Origin of the sequence: Nocardia veterana NBRC 100344 (genome assembly GCF_000308855.1) — a bacterium.
GTDB classification, from domain to species: Bacteria; Actinomycetota; Actinomycetes; order Mycobacteriales; family Mycobacteriaceae; genus Nocardia; species Nocardia veterana.
Map to the genome: position 1 here is coordinate 164,331 of NZ_BAGM01000117.1, position 23,645 is coordinate 187,975.

The window sequence follows — 23,645 nt, forward strand, 5'->3', positions numbered from 1 at the left end:
CTACTCGGCGACGATCACCCGGACCTCGCCATCGGCCGCCTCGGTCGGCTCACCCGCGGTGGCGAACCAATGGCTCACCTCGCCCTCGGCCAGATCACCCGCGGGATCGCCGGTGGGCAGCACCGACAGTGCGCCCGCGGTCGCCGCGACCAGGAATTCCGCCAGCGCCGCCGGACCCGCCGCCGCCGTGGTGTACGTGGTCGACTCGTAGTCGATCTCGTACTCCTCGCGCAGCGTGTCGGCGTGCTGGAGGGCCTGCTCCTGGGTCAGCGTGCGCAGCGTGCCGTCCGCGGTCCGGACCACGAACGCCGGGTGGTCGTCCTGCAGCGTCCGCACCCGGTCGGCATAGGACACCGGATGCGCTTGCGCCGCATCGATTTCCGCCCGCACCTTGGGATCGGTCGGCACCAGCCAGCGCACCGACTTGGCCGCCGGCTCCAGCGCGATGCCGAAACCGGCCCCCGCGGCGACGATTTCACCGAAGGAGAGTCCCTCGGCGAACAACGCCGCGGCACCGGCCTTCTGGACCGCCCACAGCGCGATCACCGCGTCCACCGAATGCGGAAGCGCGACCGCCACGATGTCGCCCGGACCCACGCCCCGGCTGATCAGCACCCGCGCCAGCTTCGACGAGCGGGAATCGACCTCGTGGTAGGCGATTTCCGCCTCGCCGGCCAGCAGTGCCGGTGCCTGCGGATCCTCCTCGACGACCTTGCCCAGCGCGGCAGCCACCGTGCGGGTGCCGATCCGCGTCGGCTCGGCGGCGGGTGCGGTCGCGACCCGCGACTCCGCGAGGATGCGTTCGCGCTCCTCCTGATCGAGGATGTCGACCGCGCCCACCGACCGCTGCGGATCGTCCGCCAGCGCCGTGAGTACCCGGACCAGGCGTTCGGCCAGCGTACGCACGTCCGCCTCGGAGAAGCGGCTGGTCAGATACTCCAGGTTCAGACCGATCGTCGCTTCCGCGGTGACCCACAGGGTCATCGGGTAGTGCGTGGCGCCGGCGAAATCGACACCCGTCACCGACATACCGTCGATCGAGGTGACCGCCTCGATCGACTCGCGGTCGACCGGATAGGACTCGAAGACGACGAGCGAGTCGAAGGCAGCGGCCGGTCCGCTGACCCGCTGGATATCGGTGAGACCCACGTAGTGGTGATCCAGCAGTGCGGCCTGTTCCCGCTGCAACGCCGTCAACATCTCCGCCACCGTGGCGCGGTCGTCGAGATGCACCCGCACCGGCAGCGTGTTGATGAACAGGCCGACCATGGATTCGACCCCGGGCAGCTCCGGCGGGCGACCGGAGACCGTCGCACCGAAGACCACGTCTTCGCGGTTGGTCAACCGGCCGAGCAACAGGCCCCACGACGCCTGCACCAGCGTGTTCACGGTGATACCGAGGTCGGCGCAGAACTTGTTCAGCCGCTGGGTGAGTGCGGAATCCAGTTCGGTCACCAGCTTGTCGGCGCCGTAGGTCTCGGCCGACTGCAGCGGCGGGGCCAGCTGCGTCGGCTCGGAAACCCCGGCCAGCGCCTGCTGCCAAGCCCGCAGCGAATCCTCGACATCGCGGGTCGACAGCCACGCCAGGAAGTCCCGGTACGAATTGACCTGCGGCAGCGCCGTCAGATCACCGCCCGTGGCGTACAGCACCAGCAGATCACGCATCAGCAGCGGCATCGACCAACCGTCGAAGACGATGTGATGCGCCGTGATGGCCAGTCGCCACTGCCGCGCATCCTCGGCCCCGACCCGGTACAGCGTGAACCGCAGCAGCGGCGGTGTAGCCATATCGAAGCGAGTGCTGCGATCCTCGGCGAGCCGCTCGCGCAGCGCCGCCTCGCCCGCGTCCGCGGGCAGCTCGGTCAGGTCCACCACCTGCCACGGGACCTCGACCCGGTCCAGCACCAGCTGCACCGGCCGGCCGTCGTGGTCGGCGGTGAACGCCACCCGCAAGCTGTCGTAGCGGTTCAGCATGGCCTGTGCGGCCGAGTGCAACCGGTCGATGTCCAGGGCGCCCTCGAACGCGATGATCGCCTGCTGCCCGTACACGTCGACGGTGGACTGGGTCATCATCGCGTGGAAGAGCAGACCGGACTGCAGCGGCGACAGCGGCCACACCTCGACCAGACCCGGGTAATCCTGTTCCCAGCGACCCAGATCCTCGGGATCGACCTCCACCAGCGGACCGGTCGGCAATTCCAGCAGCTCCTGGTCACCGAGCCCGGCGGCAGCCAGCGCGGCGATGGTACGCCGCTCGAACACGTCGCGGGCGCCGAAGTTGATGCCCCGGGCCTTCGCCCGCGATACCAGTTGGATCGACAGGATGCTGTTGCCGCCGACGGCGAAGAAATCGTCGTCGACGCCGATCTGATCGTTGCCCAGCATCTCGTGCACGATCTCGGCCAGCACCTGCTCGGCCGGCGTGGACGGCGCTCGATACTGCGTGGTCCGGAATTCGGGCTCCGGCAACGCCTTTCGGTCGAGTTTGCCGCTGCTGTTGAGCGGCAGCTCGGGCAGCACCACGAAGGCCGACGGCACCATGTACGACGGCAACGCCTCGGTCAGCGCCGCCGCGACAGCGTCGACGTCGACTCCGGCATCGACATCGGCCGGCACCAGGTAGGCGACCAGCCGATCGCCGAGCCGCTCGTCGGTCTTGGCCAGTACCGCGGTCCGCGCGACGCTGTCGAGCGCGAGGATGGCCGCTTCGATCTCGCCGAGCTCGATCCGGAACCCGCGGATCTTGACCTGGAAGTCGGTGCGGCCGCGGTAATCCAGTTCACCGGCCGCGGTCCATGCCACCAGGTCACCGGTGCGGTACATCCGCTCACCCGGGACGAACGGATCGGCGACGAACCGGTCGGCGGTCAGATCCGGACGACCGAAATAGCCGCGTGCCAACTGCACACCGCCGAGGTACAGCTCACCGGCGACGCCGTCGGGCACCGGATGCAACCTCGAGTCCAGCACGTAGACGCGGCTGTTCCATTCCGGAACACCGATCGACACCGACTGCTGATCGGCCTCGGTGACCCGATGGTTCGTGATCGACACCGCCGCTTCGGTCGGGCCGTACACGTTGTACAGCCCGGCCCGGTTGGCGGCGAGGAAGCGCTGCGCCGCGGAACCGGGCAGCGCCTCACCGATGGTGAGCACCTGACGCAACGAATCCGCCAGCGGCCCACCGGAATCGATCAGCAGCGCGTCCAGCAGCGACGGCACCAGATGCAGACTGGTCACCGATTCGCGAGCCATCAGCTCGTTCAGGTACGCCGGATCGCGTTGTCCGCCGTCGCGGGCGACGACCATCCGGCCACCGGTCACCGCCGGCGACCAGAACGCCCACATCGAGACGTCGAAGGTCGTCGGCGTCTGCAGGAGCACCACGTCCCGCGCGTCGAGCTCGAATTCGTCGGCCAGCCAGAGCATCTGGTTGACGATCGCGACATGGGGCACCGCCACGCCCTTCGGACGCCCGGTGGACCCGGAGGTGAACAACACGTAGGCCGTGTTGTCCGGACGCAGCGGCGACGACCGGTCGGCGTCGGTGACCTCGGCCGGCGAATACTCCGACAGATCCAGCGCGTCGAGCGACACCACCGGTGCCAGTCGGGTGTCGAAGCCGGTTTCGGCGTCGGTCAGGACACAGACCGGAGCGGCGGTCTCGAGGATGTAATCGGTGCGGTCGACCGGCTGATCCGCGTCGACCGGCACATAGGCGCCACCGGCCACCGTGACCGCGTACATGGCCACGACCAGATCCACCGACCGGCGCAGCGCCAGCACGACCCGGGCGTCCGGCCCGACACCCCGCGAAATCAGGTAGCGGGCCAGCGTGTTCACCCGAGCCGAGAGTTCGGCATAGGTGACCGAACTGCCGTCGACCCCGGTCAGTGCGACGGCCTCGGGTGCGGCCGCCATCGCCTGCTGCAACAGCGAGGCCAAGGTCGCCGAGCGATCGGTCTCGTGCGCGGTGTCGTTGCGGGCGAACAGCGCCCGTCGTTCGGCGGCATCGAGGATGTCGAGCTCGCCCACCGCCAGCTCGGGCCGGTCGACGATCTCACGCAGAATCCGGACGAACCGATCCACCACACCGCCCACCGTGCTCTCGTCGAACAGCGCGGTGGCGTAGGTGAGCGCACCGGTCATACCGCTGGGCGCACCCGAGGTGTCGTAGCTGTCGGAGACGATCAGGTTCAGGTCGAACTGCGACAGCCGAGTGTCGAGTTCGACCCCGGAGACCGTCAGCCCCGGCAGCTCGAGCGTGGTACCGCCCTGGTTCTGGAACGACAGCCCCACCTGGAACAACGGCGAATGTGCCGTCGACCGGACCGGGTTGAGGACCTCCACCAACCGCTCGAACGGGATGTCGGCGTGCGCGAAGGCCTGCAGATCCGATTCACGCTGCCGGGCCAGCAGGCCGACGAACGGCTCGGCCGGGTCCACCCGGGTGCGGAACACCAGGGTGTTGACGAACATACCGATCAGGTCGTCCAGCTCTCGTTCGCCGCGGCCCGCGATCGGCGTGCCGATCGCGACGTCGCCGGTCCCCGACAGCCGCGCCAGCAACAGCGCGAACGCGGTGTGCACCACCATGAACAGGGTGGCGCCCTGTTCCCGAGCCAACTCGGTCAGGGCCCGGTGCAACTGCGCATCGATCTCGACCGGAATGGTCGCACCCGCGAACGACTGCGCGGCCGGACGGGGCCGATCCAGCGGCAGGTCCAGCTGGTCCGGCAGATCGGCGAGCGCCTCGGTCCAGTACGCGATCTGCTTGCTCGCCAGCGAATCCGGATCGTCCTCGGAACCGAGCAGTTCGCGCTGCCAGACGCTGTAGTCGGCGTACTGGACCGGCAGCGGCTGCCAGTTCGGGGCCTCACCCATCGATCGGGCGGCGTAGGCGGTCATCACGTCCCGGGTCAACGGCGCCATCGACGATCCGTCGCCCGCGATGTGGTGGACGACCATCGACAACACGTATTCCCGGGCAGGCGCCGGCCTATCGCCGGTGGTCGGCAGATCGGACAGTTCGAACAGCACGACCCGCATCGGGACCTGGGCGGTGATGTCGAACGAGGTCGACACCACCGACAGCAGGGCCGACTCGAGCTCGGCGGTCGTTACGGTCCGCAGTTCCAGTTCCGGCACCGCCTGCGAGGCCGGCAACACGACCTGCGCCGGTTCGGTTGCGCCGGAACCGGTTTCGCTCGTGTCGTCGAGCGGGTACACCGTCCGCAACACCTCGTGCCGCGCCACCAGATCACCGATCGCCGCCTGCAGCGCGTCGATGTCGAGCACCCCGGACAGGCGCACCGCGATAGGCATGTTGTAGGCCGCGGAATCGGGGTCGAACCGGTTCAGGAACCACATCCGCTGCTGGGCCGGCGACAACGGAATCCGCTGCGGCCGAGGCAGACTGCCGAGCTGCGGCGCACCGGACTCGCGGGTCTGCGATTCGATCGCCGCCGCGAAACCGGAGACCGTCGGACGCTCGAACAACTCCCGCACCGCGACGCGCGTGCCGATCGCCGCGGCGACCCGGGCGATGACCTGGGTGGCGACCAGCGAGTTGCCGCCCAGGGCGAAGAAGTCGTCATCGGCGCCCACGCGCTCGGCCCCGAGAACCTCGGCGAAGACACCGGCCACGATTTCCTCGACCGGTGTGGCGGGAGCGCGGAACTCCCGGCGGCTGAACGTCGGCGCCGGCAGCGCCTTGCGATCCAGCTTGCCGCTCGGGTTGAGCGGGAACGCCGCCAGCTCGATCACCTGCGAGGGCACCATGTAGGACGGCAGTTGTTCGGCCGCGGCGTCGAGCAGGAGTGTCTGCTCGATGCGCTGACCGGGCCGCGGCACCGCGTAGGCCACCAGCTGTTCACCCAGTTCGGACGGCACCACCAGGGCGACGGCCTGGCTCACCGAAGGATGCGCGAGCAGCACCGATTCGATTTCGCCGAGCTCGATGCGCTGGCCACGGAACTTCACCTGGAAGTCCGCGCGACCCAGGTATTCCAGGATGCCGATGGTCGTGCCGGGCCGCTCACCCGCTTCCTCGCGCCACTGCACCAGGTCGCCGGTGCGGTACATGCGCTCACCGTGCCCGAACGGGTTGGCCACGAATCGATCCGCGGTCAGGTCGGGGCGGCGGGCATAGCCGCGGGCCAGCTGATCACCGGCCAGGTACAGCTCGCCGATGACACCGGCAGGCACCGGTCGCAACCGCGAATCCAGCACGTAGACCTGCGAATTACCCTGTGGGCGCCCGATCGGGACGCTGAGCGTCTCGGTACCCGTGGCGGTCCACTCGGTGATACTCACCGTGGCTTCGGTGGGCCCGTACATGTTGTGGATCGCCGCATCGCTGATCGCCTGGACCGTGACGACGGTCTCCGGCGGCAACGCTTCACCGGCGGAGAAGATCGTGCGCAGGGTCGGCATCGCACCCGCCGGGGTGTGCGCGGCGAGCACGGCCAGCATCGACGGCACGAAGTCGGTGATCGTCACCTTCCGGGCCGCGATCGTTTCCGCCATGTACAGCGGATCGCGATGCCCGTCCGGGGTGGCGAGCAGGAGTTTCGCGCCGACCCGCAACGGCATGAAGTAGCCCCACAGCGAGATGTCGAAGGTGGTGGGCGTCTTCTGGAAGTAGACGTCGTCCGCCGACATCGGATACCGCGACAGCATGACCGAGATCTGATTCTGGATCGCCGCATGCGAGATCGCCACACCCTTCGGGCGCCCGGTCGATCCGGACGTGAAGATGACGTACGCCGGGTTGGCCGGATGCAGTGGCGCCGACAACTCCTCCGGGCGCACCGGAGTGGTGTCGAATCCGTCCAGATCCACCGTGTCGAGATTGATGGCGGCCACCCCGTCGGGCAGCGGAATCGCATCCGCGGTCCGGGTCAGCACACACACCGGCTGCGCGGTGTCGAGCACATGCGCGATCCGCTCGGCGGGGTGATCGGGGTCCAGCGGTACGTACGCACCGCCCGCGGCGACGATCGCGTACATGGCGACAACCTGGTCCAGTGAGCGCCGAATCGCCAGGCCCACCAGGGATTCCGGCCCGACGCCCGCCCAGATCAACCGGCGTGCGAGCAGATTGACCCGCTCGTCGAATTCGCGATAGGTCAGCTCGTCACCCTCGTAGGAGACCGCGATCCGATCCGGATACGCGGCCACCGCGGCACGGTAGCCGTCGAGCAGCAGTTCCGGCGCAACCGGCCGGCGAGTGTCGTTCCACTCCACCAGGATCCGGTCGCGTTCGGCCGCGTCGATCAGGATGTCGAGCTCGCCCACCTGGGTGGCGGGATCGCCGACCAGCGATTCGAGCACGCCGATCAACCGATCCGCGAGCGTCTGCGCCTGTTCGGCGGAGAAGCTGCCGACCTGGTACTTCAGCGCCAGCTCGATCGTCGACTCCGCTGTCACCAGCAGGGTGAGCGGGTAGTGGGTGTTGTCGTCCACCCGGACACCCGTCACGGCCATACCGTCGATGGCACTCGCCGCGGCGATCGAATCGCTGTCGATCGGATAGGACTCGAAGATCAGCAGCGTGTCGAACAGCGCGCCGGCGCCGACGGCCTGCTGAATCTCGGTGAGGCCGATGTAGTGGTGCTCGAGCAGATCGGCCTGCTCGCCCTGCAGTCCGGTCAGGAAGTCGGCGATGGACCGGTGGTCGTCGATCCGCACCCGCACCGGGAGCGTATTGATGAACAGGCCCACCATCGACTCGATATTCGGCAGTTCCGCCGGGCGTCCGGAGACGGTGGTACCGAAGACCACGTCCGACCGCCCGGTCAGGCGTCCGAGCAGAATGCCCCACGCCGCCTGCACCAGGGTGTTCACCGTGACACCCAGCTCCGCCGCTCGGCGGCCGATGTGCGCGGTGCGCTCGGCGTCGATGCCGACGATCAGCTTGCCGATCTGGTCCTGCTCGTCGGCGCTGCGCTTGGCCTGGGTGACCAGCTGGGTCGGTTCGGTCACGCCGGACAGGGTGCGGGTCCACATCCGCAGCGATTCCGCCCGGTCGCGCTCGGCGAGCCAGACCAGGAAGTTGCGGTAGGACGGGATCCGCGGCAAGGCCGCCTGGTCGCCGCGAACCGCGTACAGCACCAACATGTCTCGCATCAACAGCGGCATCGACCAGCCGTCGAGCAGGATGTGGTGGGTGGTGATCGCCAGCTGCCAGGTGTCGGCTGCGGTCCGGTACAGGGTGAACCGCATCAGCGGCGGCTCCGCCAGATCGAAGTGGTTCTCCCGATCGGCGACGCTGCGACGCTGGAACTCCGCCATCCGCTGCGACTCCGGCAGATCGGTGAGATCCACCGAATGCCAGGGCACCTCGACCCGGTCGAGCACGACCTGGACCGCGCGGCCGTCGGCGTCGGTGACGAAGGCGGTGCGCAGGTTCGGGTAGCGGTCGAGGATCGCCTGGGCGGCGGCCCGCAGCCGCTGCTCGTCCACCGCGCCGGTCAGTTCGACCGTCGCCTGCATGGTGTACACGTCGACCGTCGACTGGGTCAGCAGCGCGTGGAACAGCAGACCGGACTGCAGCGGCGAGAGCGACCACACGTCCGACAGCGACGGGTAGTCGCGTTCCCACTTCTCGATCTCGGACTGGCCGACCCGGACCAGCGGCAGATCCGACGGAGTCAGGCCACCGGCCTCCGGACGGCGGGCATGCTCGGCCAGAGCGGTCAGCGCGGCCGTCCACAGATCGGCGAACTCCTGCACCCGCTCCCGGCTCAGCAGGCCGGACGGGTAGGCGAACGAGGCGCCGAGCTGCGGACCGTCCGGACCGTCGGTGACGATCGCGTTGATCGACACCACACCGTGCGCGGGCATATCCGCATCGCCGGCGGCTTCGAACTGACCCAGATCCGAGACCGGAGCCCAGCCCAGTTCGCGCAGCTGCGCGGCGAGGTCACCGGTTTCCGCGGTCGCACCGGTCGCGACGCGGCCCAGATAGTTGAAGCTGATCTGCGCGCTGTCGCCGAGTTGCCCGGCGGTCTCCGCGTTCAGATACCGCAGCAAGCCGTACCCGATGCCCTTGTCGGGCACCGCGAGCAGCTGCTCCTTCACCGATTTCACGATGTCGCCCAGGGCTTTTCCGCCCGCGAAGGCGTCGGTGAGGTCGGCGCCGGCGAGATCGAGCCGGACCGGGCCGGCGCTGGTGAACCAGCCGATCGTGCGGGACAGGTCGGCGCCGGGCGCCACCTCTTCCTCACGGCCGTGGCCTTCCAGGTGGACCAGCACCTTGTCGACCGATTCCCGGCGCCAGCGGGCGACCGCCATCGCCAGCGCGGACAGCAGACCGTCGTTGACGCCGCCGTGGTACAGGGCGGGGGCAGCAGTCAGGACCGCATCGGTCACCTCGGCGGAGACGGAGACCTCCACCTGCTCCACCGTGGCGATGGTGTCGACCGCCGGGTCGAGGGCACGAGATCCCAGCAGCGGATCCGGAGTCGCGCAGACCTCCTGCCAGAACGGCAGTTCCGCGACCCGCTCCGGGCTGTGCGCCGCATCGACGAGGGCATGTGCCCAGCGCCGCATCGACGTCCCGTTGGCCGGCAGTGCCACCGGCTGCCCGGAGATCAGCTGCGACCACGCGGTGGCCAGATCCGGCACCAGGATGCGCCAGGACACACCGTCGACCACGAAGTGGTGGGCGACGACCAGCAGCACGTCGCGGTGGCCGGCGGCCCGGCCCTCGGCGTCGAACGCGAACCAGACGAACTGCAGCATCACCGCGCCGGCGGGATCGAGACGATCGAGCGCGGCGTCGGCCTCGCGGCCGGCCAGGGCGGTCAGTCCGGCGGCATCGATATCGGCCGGAACGTCGATGCGATGCACCAGGGCGTCGACCCGGACGGCACCGGGCTCGAGCGCCTCGAAGACCCAGCCGCCGGCGGCCGACTCGTCGGCACGCAACCGAGTGCGCAGCACGTCGTGGTGGTCCACCACGGCCGCGATGGTCGCGACCAGGGTGTCGCGATCGATCCCGTCGGGCAGCCGCAGCGCCACCGACTGCGAGAACCGCCGGTAGGACGCGCCGCTCGACAGCACCGAGGCCATGATCGGCGTCAGCGGGATCTCGCCGACCCCGCCACCGGGCAGCTCGGCCAACCGAGGCACATCCGAATCCCCACCGCGGGTGGCGATTTCGGCCAGCGCGGCGACCGTGCGACGTTCGAACACATCGCGCGGGGTGAAGACCACGCCCCGCGCCTTGGCCCGCGACACCAGCTGGATCGACAGGATCGAGTCACCGCCGAGGGCGAAGAACGAATCGTCCAGACCCACCTGGTCGACACCGAGCACCTCGGCGAAGACCGCCGCGACGATCGCTTCCACCTCGGTGGCCGGTGCCCGGAATTCCCGCGGCGCGAGCTGCGGTTCGGGCAGCGCCTTGCGGTCGAGCTTGCCGACCGGGGTCAGCGGAATCTCGTCCAGCACCACGATCGCGGCCGGCACCATGTGCGGCGGCAGCGCCGCGGCCACATGATCGGTCAGCCGCGCCGGATCCGGCGCGGCACCCGGCGCGCCGAGCACATACGACACGAGAATCGTTGCGCCCGCGTCGGTTTCGCGGCCGATGGTAGTCGCGAATTCGACATCCGGATGCTGCCCGAGGACCGCGTCGATCTCGCCGAGTTCGATGCGGAACCCGCGGATCTTGACCTGGAAGTCGCTGCGCCCGACGTAATCGAGCTCCCACTGGACCGTGTCGCGTGCGATATTGCCGCCCCGCACCTCGGGTGCGGCGTACCAGCGCACCACGTCGCCGGTGCGATACATCCGGCTACCGGGCGCACCCCACGGGTTGGGGACGAACCGCTCCGCGGTCAGACCCGGCCGCCGCTGGTAGCCCCGGGCGAGGGCGCCGCCGGCCAGATACAGCTCACCCGCGACACCCGGCGGCACCGGGTTCATCCGCGCGTCCAGCACCAGCGCCGACATGCCGTGCACGGGCGAGCCGATGGTGATGTGCTGCCCCGGGAACAACCGGGCGTAGGAGGAGATGATCGTGGTCTCGGTCGGGCCGTAGGCGTTGAAGTACTTACGCCCCGGCTGCCACTTCGCCAGCAGCTCCGGCGTGGTGACATCGCCACCGACCGAGGTGACCAGCAGCTGTTGCTGACCCGCCGGATCCATCGTGCCCAGCACCGCGGGCGTGATGATGGTGTGGGTCACCTGCTCGGCGCGCAGCAATTGCGCCAGCTCCGGACCACCGATGATCTCGGCGGGCACGATGACCAGCGTCGCGCCGGTGTAGAAGGCGCACACCCATTCCAGCACCGACGGGTCGAAGCTGGGCGAACAGATCTGCAGGAACCGGTGGTGCGGCTCCAGCTCGTACAGCCCGGTCGCCACGTCGGCCAGACCGCCGAGACCCGCGTGGGTGACCGTGACGCCCTTGGGCATACCGGTCGAACCGGAGGTGTAGATGACGTAGGCCGGATGCGACATGCGCAGCGGCTGCAGCCGGTCCGCGTCGGTGATCGGGGTGGCCGGCTGCGCCGCGCACAGCTCGTCCGTGGTCTCGGCGTCGAGGACCAGCCAATCCACGTCCGCGGGCAGGGCGTCGACATGCCGCGATCCGGTGATGCCGAGGACGGCACCGGAATCGGTGAGCATGTGCCGCACCCGATCCTCGGGGTAGGTGGGATCGACCGGGACGTGCGCACCGCCCGCCTTGGTCACCGCGAGCACGGCCAGCACCATCTCGAACGACCGCGGGAACGACACCGCGACCAGCTTCTCCGGTCCGACGCCGCGCTCGATCAGTACCCGCGCCAGCCGCGAGGACCGCTCGTCGAGTTCGCCGTAGGTGATGGATCGGCCGTTGTAGCGCACGGCGATGCGATCGCGGCCCAGGCGCAGGCCGTGGCTCATCAGATCCGGCAGCAGGCCGGTCGCCATGACCTCGTCGCCGTGGACATGGGTCAGCAGCTCGTATTCGGCCTCGTCCAGCAGTGCCAGATCGCCGACCGGCGTCTGCGGCTCGGCGGTGATCGCCGCCAGCAGGCGGGTGAACCGCCGGGCGAATACGGCAACCGTCTCCTCGTCGAAAAGGTCACGCGCATACGAGAATTCGGCATGCATACCGCCGCCTTCGCCGACTTCGCGGACGGTCAGCGACAGGTCGAACTTCGCGGTGTCGACATCGAAGTCGACCGCCGAGACCCGCAGGCCCGGCAGTTCGAAGGAACCCTCGGGCAGGTTCGCGAACGACAGCGCCACCTGGAACAGCGGATGCCGGGCGGTGGACCGCTCCGGGTTGAGCAGTTCCACCAGCCGTTCGAACGGGATGTCGGCGTGGGCGAAGGCCTGCAGATCGGCGTCCTTCGCGGCGGCGAGCAGTTCCTCGAACGTCGATCCGCCCGGCACATGCGTCCGCAGGACCAGCGTATTGACGAACATGCCGATCAGATCGTCGAGTTCGGCCTCGCCGCGACCGGCGATCGGGGTGCCGATCGCGATGTCGTCGGTGCCCGACAACCGCGCCAGCAGGACCGCGAGGGCGCTGTGCACCACCATGAACATGGTGGCGTTGTGCTCGCGCGCGATCCGCTGCAATTGCTCGTGCAGTGCGGGCTCGATCTCGAAGGTGACCTTGCCGCCGCGGAACGACTGCACCGTCGGCCGAGGCCGGTCCGCGGGCAGGTTCAGCTCGTCCGGCAGGCCGGCCAGAGCCGACCGCCAGTAGTCGGCCTGGGCCCGCAGCAGGCTCTCCGGATCGTCCTCGGAGCCGAGCAGGTCCCGCTGCCAGATGCTGAAGTCCGCGTACTGCACCGGCAGCGGCGCCCAGGCCGGCGCCTCACCCTCGGCGCGGGCGGCGTAGGCGACCATCAGATCGCGGGTCAGCGGACCCATCGACCAGCCGTCGGCCGCGATGTGCTGGGCCACGAACACCAGGACGAAGTCCTCGGCACTCAACTGCAACAACCGGATCCGGAACGGGATCTCGGTGGTCACGTCGAATCCGGTCGCCACCGTATCCGCGACCGCGCCCATCACCTCGTCCTCGGTGACCGAGACGATGTCGAATCGCACCGAGACCTGCGCCGGCGAGAGCACCTGCTGCACCGGCCCGTCGGCCGTTTCCGGGTAGACGGTGCGCAGAATCTCGTGCCGCGCAACGAGATCCGCGACGGCGGCACGCAACGCCGGGATGTCCAGCGCACCGGACAGCCGGATCGCGGCCGGAATGTTGTCCACCGCCGAGGTGGTGTCGAACTGGTTCAGGAACCACATGCGGGTCTGCGCCAGCGACAACGGCACCCGATCGGTGCGCGGCTGCGCGGTCAGCGCCGGGCGTCCACCGCCACCCGCGTGCTGGGCGAGGTTGGCGGCCAGACCGGCGACCGTCGAGGCCTCGAACAGCGTCCGCACCGGCACATGGGTGTCCAGCAGTGCGCCCAGGCGAGCGGCGACCTGCGTCGCGAGCAGCGAGTTACCACCGAGTGCGAAGAAGTCGTCGTCCAGGCCGACGCGCTCGACGGACAGGACCTCGCCGTAGACGGCCGCGACCGCCTCCTCGATCGGCGTTTCCGGCGCCCGGAAGACCGCCGCTTCGAACTCCGGCTCGGGCAGGGCGCGCCGGTCCAGTTTGCCGTTCACGTTGAGCGGCAGCTCGGCCAGTTCGACGAAGGCGGCCGGGACCATATAGGACGGCAGCGTCGAATGCAGTTCGGCGCGAACGCTTTCCATGTCGATCGGCGCGTCCGCCGGCACCAGGTAGGCGACCAGGCGGTCGCCCAGGCGCGGATCCGTCTTGGCCACCACCGCGGTCTGCGCGATCTGCGGCAGCGCCAGCAGCGCCGCCTCGATCTCGCCGAGTTCGATGCGGAAGCCGCGAATCTTGACCTGGAAGTCGATGCGACCGCGGTATTCCAGTTCGCCCGCGGCGTTCCAGGCCACCAGGTCACCGGTGCGGTACATCCGCTCGCCGGTACCGAAGGGGCTCGCCACGAACCGCTCGGCGGTCAGGTCGGCCCGGCCGAAGTAGCCGCGCGCCAACTGAGCGCCCGTCAGGTACAGCTCACCCGACACCCCGGCCGGTACCGGATGCAGCCGGTCGTCGAGCACGTACACACCGCTGTTGAACTCCGGAACGCCGATCGGCACCGACGTGGTGTCGGCGGCGGTCACCCGATGCGTGGTGATCGAGACGGCCGCCTCGGTCGGCCCGTACAGGTTGAACAGCTCGGTGCGCGGCGCCTCGGTACGCAGCCGCTGCGCCAGGCTCGCGGGCAGCGCCTCGCCGATGGCCAGCACGCGCCAGACCGAATCGGGCAACCCGTCGGCGACCAGGGCGTCCAGCATCGACGGCACCACGTGCAGGGTCGTGACCCATTCCCGTTCCATCAGCTGGTTCAGGTAGGTCGGGTCGCGATGCCCATCGGGCGCCGCGATCACCAGGCGGCCGCCACAGACCGCCGCACTCCAGAACTCCCACACCGACAGGTCGAAGGTCGCCGCCGTCTTGAGTAGCACGGCATCCGAGGAATCGAGGCCGAATTCGGCTGTCTTCCACTGCAATTGGTTCGCGATCGCGGCATGCGATACGGCGACGCCCTTGGGGCGGCCGGTCGAACCGGAGGTGAAGATCACGTACGCGGTGTTCGACGGGCGCAGCGGCGCGATCCGATCGGCATCGGTGACCGGGGCGCTCGGGTACCCGGACAGATCCACCTCGTCGATCCGCACGACCGGGGCCACGGCGGTGTCGAACGCGGTCTCGGCATCGGTCAGCACACAGACCGGTGCCGCGGTACCGAGGATGTAGTCGGTGCGCTCGGCCGGCTGATCGGGATCCACCGGCACGTAGGCGCCACCGGCCGCGGCCACGGCGTACATGGCCACCACCAGATTCACCGAGCGCCGCAGCGCCAGCGCCACCCGGGCCTCCGGGCCGACGCCCGCCTCGATCAGCTGCCGGGCCAGCGTGTTCACCCGTTCACCCAGCTGGGCGTAGGTCAGCGTCTCGCCCTCGGGACCGACCAGGGCCTCCGCCTTCGGCTGCGCGGCCACGGTCGCGGCCAACAGCGAGGCGAGGGTCGCCTCCTGATCCACGGCGTGCGCGGTGGCGTTGCGCTCGACCACCAGGGCCCGGCGCTCGGCCGGCTCGAGCAGGTCGTAGTCGCCGACCGCGGTCCGCGGCGCGGCGACGACGGCGGCCAGCAGGCGCTGGAATCGCTCGACGAAGCCGACCACCGTGTCGTGGTCGAAAAGGTCTGTGGCGTAGGTGAGTACACCACTGAGGCCTTCGGGGGTACCGGTTTCGCCGTAGGTGTCGGCGACGATCAGATGCAGATCGAACTGTGACAGCCGGGTGTCGAAGTCGATGCCGGAGACCGTCAGTCCCGGCAGTTCGAGGCTGGTCTGCGCCAGGTTCTGGAACGACAGACCGACCTGGAACAGCGGATGCCGCGCCGTCGACCGGACCGGGTTGAGCACCTCGACCAGGCGCTCGAACGGCACATCGGCATTGGCGAAGGCCTGGATGTCGATGGTGCGCTGCCGGGCCAGCAGATCCGTGAAGGATTCGCCGCCGTCGACCCGGGTCCGGAACACCAGGGTGTTGACGAACATGCCGACCAGATCGTCGAGCGCGGCCTCACCACGGCCCGCGATCGGCGTACCGATCGCGATGTCGTCGGTGCCGGACAGGCGAGCCAGCAGCACCGCCAGCGCGGTGTGCACGACCATGAACAGCGTCGCACCCTCGGCCCGCGCCAAATCGGCCAGCGCGGCGTGGATGTCGGCGTCGATCTCGACCGGCACCTTGCCACCGGCGAACGACTGCACGGCCGGGCGCGGGCGGTCGGCCGGCAGATCCAGCTGATCCGGCAGATCGGCCAGGGCCGAACGCCAGTAGTCGATCTGCTTGGCCGCCGGCGATTCCGGATCGTCCTCGTCGCCCAGCACGGCGCGCTGCCAGATGCTGTAGTCCGCGTACTGGATCGGCAACGGGGCCCAGCCCGGCGCCGCACCGGCGGAACGCGCCGCATAGGCGGTCATGAGATCGCGAGTCAGCGGTCCCATCGAGGAACCGTCACCGGAGATGTGGTGCACGACCATCGCGAGCACGTACTCACCGGTGTGCGGCTGCCCCGGTTCGGCGGCGATCTCGAACAGCGTCACCCGCAGCGGAACCTCGCGCGTGACATCGAAAATGGTCGAACTGAGTTCGACGACGGCGGCTTCGACCTCGGCCGCGGTCACCGTGCGCACCTCGAGTTCGATACCCACCTGCGACGGCGCCAGGATCACCTGCACCGGGCCGCTGTCGGTCTGCGGATAGACCGTACGCAGCACCTCGTGCCGGATCACCAGATCGTCGATCGCCGCGCGCAACGCGTCGATATCCAGGGTTCCGGTCAACCGCACCGCCATCGGCACGTTGTAGGCCGCGGACTGCTGGTCGAAGCGGTTGAGGAACCACATCCGCTGCTGCGCCAGCGACAGCGGGATACGGTCCGGTCGCGGCCCGGCCACCAATTCCTGGCGGCCGGAACCGGCGCGGCCCTCGACCCGTGCGGCCAGCGCACCGACCGTGGGCGCCTCGAACAGCAGCCGCACCGGGATCCGGGTGTTCAACGCGCTGCCCAGGCGGGCCACCACCTGGGTGGCGATCAGCGAGTTGCCGCCGAGTTCGAAGAAGTCGTCGTCGACGCCCACCGCGCGGGTGCCGGCCTCGAGGCCGAGCACCTCGGCGAAGGTGTTGGCGACGATCTCCTCGATCGGCGTCGATGGGGCGCGGAACTCGCGGACCTCGAAGGCCGGCTCGGGCAGGGCACGACGATCGAGCTTGCCGTTGGGGCTCAGCGGCAGCGCGTCCAAGACCACGATCGCCGACGGCACCATGTAGGACGGCAGCGCGCCGGCCAACCGGCTGCGCAACTCGGCGTCCAGCTCGCGCGGCGCGACGGCCGGATCGGTCGGCACCACATAGGCGACCAGCCGCTCGCCGGTGCGTTCGCCCGAACGCACCAGGACAACCGCCTGCGCCACCGAATCATGTTCCAGCAGCGCGTATTCGATTTCGCCCGGCTCGATGCGCAGACCGCGCAGCTTCACCTGGAAGTCGCTGCGGCCGCGGTAGAACAGCACACCGTCGCGGTCGCGGGCGACCAGGTCACCCGTGCGGTACAAGCGCGTGCCGGCGGCGCCGAACGGGTTCGCGACGAACCGCTCGGCGGTCAGCCCGGCGCGCCCGACGTAGCCGCGGGCCAGCTGGTCGCCCGCCAGGTACAGCTCCCCCGTGACCCCGGAGGGAACCGGGTGCAGACGCGAATCCAGCACGTAGGCCTGGGTGTTCCACACCGGCATCCCGATCGGCAGAGTCGCCGGGATCCGGTCGCCCTCGGCGGGCGCGACCGAATAGGTTGCGTTGACCGTGAATTCGGTCGGGCCGTACAGGTTGACCAGCATCACGTCGGACAGTCCGAGTCGCCGGAACGCGCGGACGGTGTCACCGGTGAAGCTCTCACCACCGACCAGCAGCGCCCGCAGCGAACCGAGCGCCTCGGCATCGGCGGCACCGGCGAACACGGTCAGCAGCGACGGCACGAACGAGGCCAGGGTGATGCGCTCGGCGGCGATGACCTCGCGCAGGAAGTCGGTGTCGCGATGGCCGTCGGGGCTCGCGACCACGACGCGCGCGCCCACCGCCAGCGGAGCCAGCGGCTCCCAGACCGAGGCGTCGAAGGTCGCCGGGGTCTTGTACAGCACCACGTCCTCGGCCCCGATACCGAATTCCGTGATGAGCCAGCGCATCTGGTTGTACAGCGCGCCGTGGCTCACCCCGACGCCCTTCGGGCGGCCGGTGGAACCGGAGGTGAAGATCACGTAGGCCAGATGCTGCGGCCGCAGCGGCGCGATCCGGTCCGCATCGGTGATCGGGTCGTCGGCGAACTCGGACAGATCCAGCTCGTCCACGACCAGTGCCGGTACGTCACCCACGGTGAAGGCGTCGCGAGAAGTGGTCAGCACACAGCCGGGCGCCGCCGTCTCGACGACGTGCGCGATGCGCTCCTCCGGCTGGTCGAGGTCCAGCGGGACGTACGCGCCACCGGCGGCGAGCACCGCGTGAATCGCGACCACCAGATCGACCGAGCGGCGCATACCCAGCACCACCCGCACATCCGGGCCGACACCGGCGGCGATGAGCCGGCGCGCCAGGCGATGCACGCGACCGGTCAGTTCCGCGTAGGTCAGCGTCGGCGCGATCGACCCGGCCGCCACGCGGTCGGCGGTCGACCGGTCCACGACCGCGACGACCTCGGGGGTCGCCTGCGCCTGCGCGTCCAGCAGTTCGGACATCGGCACCGGCGTCCCGACGGTGACCGCGGTGGAGTTCCAGCCGCGCAGCTGCTGTGCGGCCTCCCAGGTGTCCAGCAGCGGCAGATCGCCGACCGGACGGTCCGGTGCCGCGGTGACGGCCTTCAGGATGCGCACGAAACGCTGAGCGAAACCGACGACGGTCTCGGGATCGAACAGATCCGTCGCGTAGACGAACTTGGCGGTGATGCCGGCCGGTTCCATCCCGCCGTTGCCACCGGCCTCGGCTGGGCGCAACCGCTCGGTGAGCTCCACCGCGAGGTCGAATTTCGCGGTCTCGGTGGGCAATTCGACACCACCGACGGTCAGGCCCGGCAGTTCCAGGGTGGTCTGACGGGTGTTCTGCAGCGACAGCAGCACCTGGAACAGCGGGTTGCGGGCCTGCGAACGACGCGGGTTGAGAATCTCGACCAGTCGCTCGAACGGCAGATCCGCATGCCCGAAGGCCGCGATATCGCCGCTGCGCACCGTCTGCAGCAGATCGCCGAAGGTGGTGGCGCCGTCGATCTCCGTGCGCAGCACCAGGGTGTTGACGAACATGCCGATCATGTCGTCGAGCGCCTTGTCACCGCGACCGGCCACCGGCGTACCGATGTTGATGTCGGACTCACCGCTCAACCGGGACAGCAGCACGGCGAGTGCCGCGTGCACCACCATGAACATGGTGGCGCCACGATCGCGGGCCAGATCGGCGAGGCGGGTCTGCACATCCGCACCGATTTCGAAGGTGTGGATGCCACCGCGCCCGGACGCCACGGCCGGCCGCGGCCGATCCGAGGGCAGGTCCAACTGTTCCGGCGCCCCGCTGAGTGTCTGCTTCCAGAACGAGATCTGCTGCGAGATCGTCGAATTCGGGTCGTTCTCGGAGCCGAGCACGGCGCGCTGCCAGAGCGCGAAGTCGGCGTACTGGACCTCGAGCGGCCGCCAGCCGGGCTCGCCACCCTCGACCCGCGCACCGTAGGCGATCATCACGTCGCGCGCGAACGGGCCCATCGAGAACCCGTCACCCGAAATGTGGTGCACCACCACGGCCAGCACGTGTTCGGTCGGGGTGATCTCGAACAGCCGGGCCCGGAACGGCGGTTCGGCCGTCACATCGAATCCGGTGAGGACGAGTTCGGAAAGCCGCAGCGGCAGTTCGGCTTCGGTCACCTCCACCGGGGTCAGATCGGGAATCACTCCCCCGGTCGGCATGATCTCCTGGTACGCCGCGCCGTCGACCTCGGGGTAGCGGGTACGCAGCGACTCGTGCCGGGCGATCACGTCGGCGACCGCGATGTGCAGCGCCTGCCGGTCGAGCAGACCGGACAGCCGCACCACGATCGGGATGTTGTCGACGGCCGATTCCGGATCGAAGCGGTTCAGGAACCACATCCGCTGCTGCGCCAGCGACAGCGGAATGCGTTCCGGACGCACCTGCGGCACCAGCGGCATCCGCGCGGCGGTCCCGGCTCCGGATTCCGCCCGGGCGGCCAGGGCCGCGACCGTGGACGCCTCGAAGATCTCCCGCACACCCAGCTGAGCGTCCAACGACGCCGACAGCCGCGCCGCCACCTGGGTGGCGATCAGCGAGTTGCCGCCCAGGGCGAAGAAGTCGTCGTCCAGGCCGACCCGGTCGACACCGAGCACCTCGGCGAAGGTGGTGGCGACGATCTGTTCCACCGGTGTGTTCGGCGCGCGGAACACCGCGGCCTCGAAGACCGGTGCGGGCAGTGCGCGGCGATCGAGTTTGCCCGACGCGTTGAGCGGCAGCTCGTCAAGCACCATTACCACCGAAGGCACCATGTACGCGGGCAGGCGCTGCGCCAGCTCGTCGCGCACCGCATCCGGATCGACCGTGTGATCCGGTGCCGCGACGACATACGCCACCAGGTGATCGCCGGTGTGCTGATCGCTGCGGACCACCACGACCGATTGCGAGATCTCGTCGAGCGCGGCGAGGTCGGCCTCGATCTCGCCGAGTTCGAGGCGCTGACCGCGCAACTTCACCTGGAAGTCGGTGCGGCCCAGATAATTCAGCTCACCGTCGGCATTCCACAACACCAGGTCGCCGGTGCGGTACATGCGCGCCCCGGCCGGCCCGAACGGGTTGGCGACGAAGCGGTCCGCGGTCAGCTCGGCGCGCGAGACGTACCCGCGGGCCAGCTGATCGCCCGCCAGATACAGCTCACCCGCGACACCCACCGGCGCCGGGCGCAGGCGCGCATCCAGCACGTAGACCCGGGTGTTGAACACGGGCCGGCCGATCGGCACGGTGTCGACGTCGCCGTCGACCACCCGGTGGTAGGTGACGTCGACCGCGGCCTCGGTCGGACCGTACAGGTTGTGCACCTCGGTCCCGGTGAGTTCCCGCAGCCGATGAGCGGACTTCGGGGTCAGCGCCTCACCGGAGGCGAACACCATCCGCAGCGAAACACAGTGCGCCACCGCCGGTTCCATGACGAACACCGACAGCATCGACGGCACGAAGTGGGTCACGGTGACCCCTTCGGCGGTGATCAGCTCGGCCAGATAGCCCGGATCCCGGTGTCCTTCCGGCTTCGCGACGACCAGTCGCGCACCGATCTGCAACGGCCAGAAGAACTCCCACACCGACACGTCGAAGGTGGACGGGGTCTTCTGCAACACCACATCCGCGGCGGTGAGCTCGTACTGCGTCTGCATCCAGACCAGACGGTTGACGATCGCCGCGTGCGAGACCGCCACGCCCTTGGGCCGTCCGGTCGAGCCGGAGGTGAAGATCACGTAGGCCGTGTTCTCGGGCCGCAGCGGCGCCCGGCGCTCCCGATCGGTCACCGGTTCGGTCGAATAGCCCGACAGATCCAGCAGGTCGATCCGGACCTGCGCGGTGTCGATCTCGAGATCGGCCTCGGAGGTCAGCACGCACATCGGATCGGCGGTCGCGAGGATGTAGCGGGTGCGCTCGGCCGGATGGTCCGGATCCAGCGGCACGTAGGCCGCACCGGTCGCGGCCACCGCGTACATCCCGATCAGCAGATCGAGCGAACGGCGCATCCCCAGCGCGACCAATGTCTCCGGGCCCACACCGCGCTCGATCAGCCAGCGCGCCAGGCGGTTGGCGCGGGCCGCGAACTCGCCGTAGGACAGACTTGTCCCCTCGAACGTCAGCGCGGGCGCGTCCGGAGTGCGCGCCACCTGCGCCTCGAACATCGCGACCAGGTCGGCGCGCGCGATCTCGCGATCGGCTAGGGCGGCGGCGGTGTCGAATTCGGTGCTGTTCCAGCGCGAGACGAGCAGGTCACGCTCACCGGCCTCGAGCAGATCGATATCGCCCAGTGCGGTGTCCGGCGCGGCGGTCATCGATTCGAACACCCGCACCAGGCGATCCGCGATCCGCCGGACCGTGCTCTCGTCGAACAGATCCTGCAGATAGCCCGCCCGGATCCGCAGGTTCTGCCGCGGGGCGGTCGCGTTCTGTTCACCGGCGATCGTGTCCAGCTGCACGATCAGCGTCAGCGGATAGTGCGTGGCGTCGGTGGCGTCGAGGCCGGTGACGGCCATGCCGTCGATATCGGCGGCCTGAGCCTGAATGCCCTCGGCATCGACCGGATACGACTCGAACACCACCAGGGTGTCGAACAGATTGCCGATCCCGGCCGCCGCCTGAATCTCGGCCAGCCCCACATAGTGGTGGTCGAGCAGGTCCGCCTGTTCGCCCTGCACGCGCCGCAACAGTTCGCGCGGCGACTCCGATTCGTCGAAGCGGACCCGCACCGGCACCGTGTTGATGAACAGGCCGACCATCGATTCGACACCGGACAGCTGCGGCGGCCGGCCGGACACCGTAGTGCCGAACAGCACGTCGTCGTGGCCGGTCCACCGGCCGAGCAGCACACCCCAGGCCGCCTGCAACACGGTGTTGACCGTGACGCCGAGTTCGCCCGCCAGCGCCGTGAGCCGGCCGGTGGTCGTCTCGCCGAGTTCGAAGACGTACTCGCCCGACAACGCGGTGATCTCACGACCGGCATCGGGACGGGTCAGCAGGGTCGGCTCGTCGACGCCGTCCAGCGCCTGCTTCCAGGCCTCGATCGAGGCCGAATGATCCTGCTGCGCAGCCCATTCCAGGAAGTACCGATACGAGCGCACCGGCGCCAGCGCGGCGGCGTCGCCGTGCGTGGCGTAGAGCACCAGCAGATCTCGCATCAACAGCGGCATCGACCAGCCGTCGAGCAGGATGTGGTGGTTGGACACCGCCAGCCGCCAGCTGTCGTCGGCGACCTGGATGAGGGTGAAGCGGATCAGCGGCGGGGCGGCCAGATCGAAGCGATGCATCCGATCGGCTTCGATCAGGTCGGCGAATTCGCCACTGGCCCGGCGATCGTGCTCGATCCAGGCCAGGTCGACCTCGTCGAGCACGACCTGCACCGGATTGCCCTCGGCGTCGGAGACGAAGGCGGCCCGCAGGCTCTCGTGCCGATCGACCAGTGCCTGTGCGGCCGAACGCAATCGGGCCGCGTCCACGCGCCCGGTCAGCGTGAGGACGGCCTGCGCGGTGTAGACGTCGACCGAGGCGGAGGCCAGCTGCGCGTGGAACAGCAGACCGGCCTGCAGGGCCGACAGCGGCCACACGTCGGTGAGAGCCGGGAAGCGTCGCTCCCACTCGTCGATATCGCGCTGGGTGCTGGGCACCAGCGGGAAGTCCGACGGCGTGTGGCCGCCGGCCTGCGCCGATTCCGCGTGCTGGGCAACCGCTTCCACGGCCGTGGCCCACAGGCGACCGAATTCGGCGACCGCCTCGGCGTCGAGCAGGGTGCTCGGGTAGCCGATGGTGGCGATCAGCTCGTCACCGACCACGATGGCGTTGATGTCCAGCGGCGCCATCACCGGCATATCGGCGTCGTAATCGCCACCCAGCGAACCCAATTCGGGCGCCGGGATCCAGCCGAATCCGCGCAGCGCGTCGGGAATCGCGCCGTCGGCGACCCGGCCCAGGTAGTTGAAGCTGATCTGGCCGGGCAACTGATCCGGCAACCGCTGCGCGGTCTCCGCGTTCAGGTAGCGCAGCAGCCCGTAACCCAGACCCTTGTCCGGGACGGCACGCAACTGCTCCTTGACCGCCTTGATGGCCGCGCCCATCGCCGGACCACCGGTCAGCGCGGCCTCGACATCGATATCGGTCAGGTCGAAGCGGACCGGGAAGATCGAGGTGAACCAGCCGACGGTCCGGGACAGGTCCGCACCCGGGACCAGATCCTCTTCGCGGCCGTGGCCCTCCATCCGCATCAGCAGCGAATCCGACGGGGTGGTCCGGCGCGCCCGCCAGGCGGCGGCGG

General features: G+C 69.4%; 1 protein-coding gene (only partly in view). It reads right to left on the reverse strand.

Annotated features, from left to right (window positions below; genetic code table 11):
- Positions 1 to 23,645, reverse strand: partial view of a non-ribosomal peptide synthase/polyketide synthase gene (locus tag ON37_RS22610; protein WP_040722047.1) — the 3' portion only. The gene runs 20,410 nt beyond the window's last position; the window shows 23,645 of its 44,055 coding nt (coding positions 20,411-44,055); its start codon lies off the right edge, out of view; it ends in the stop codon at positions 1 to 3.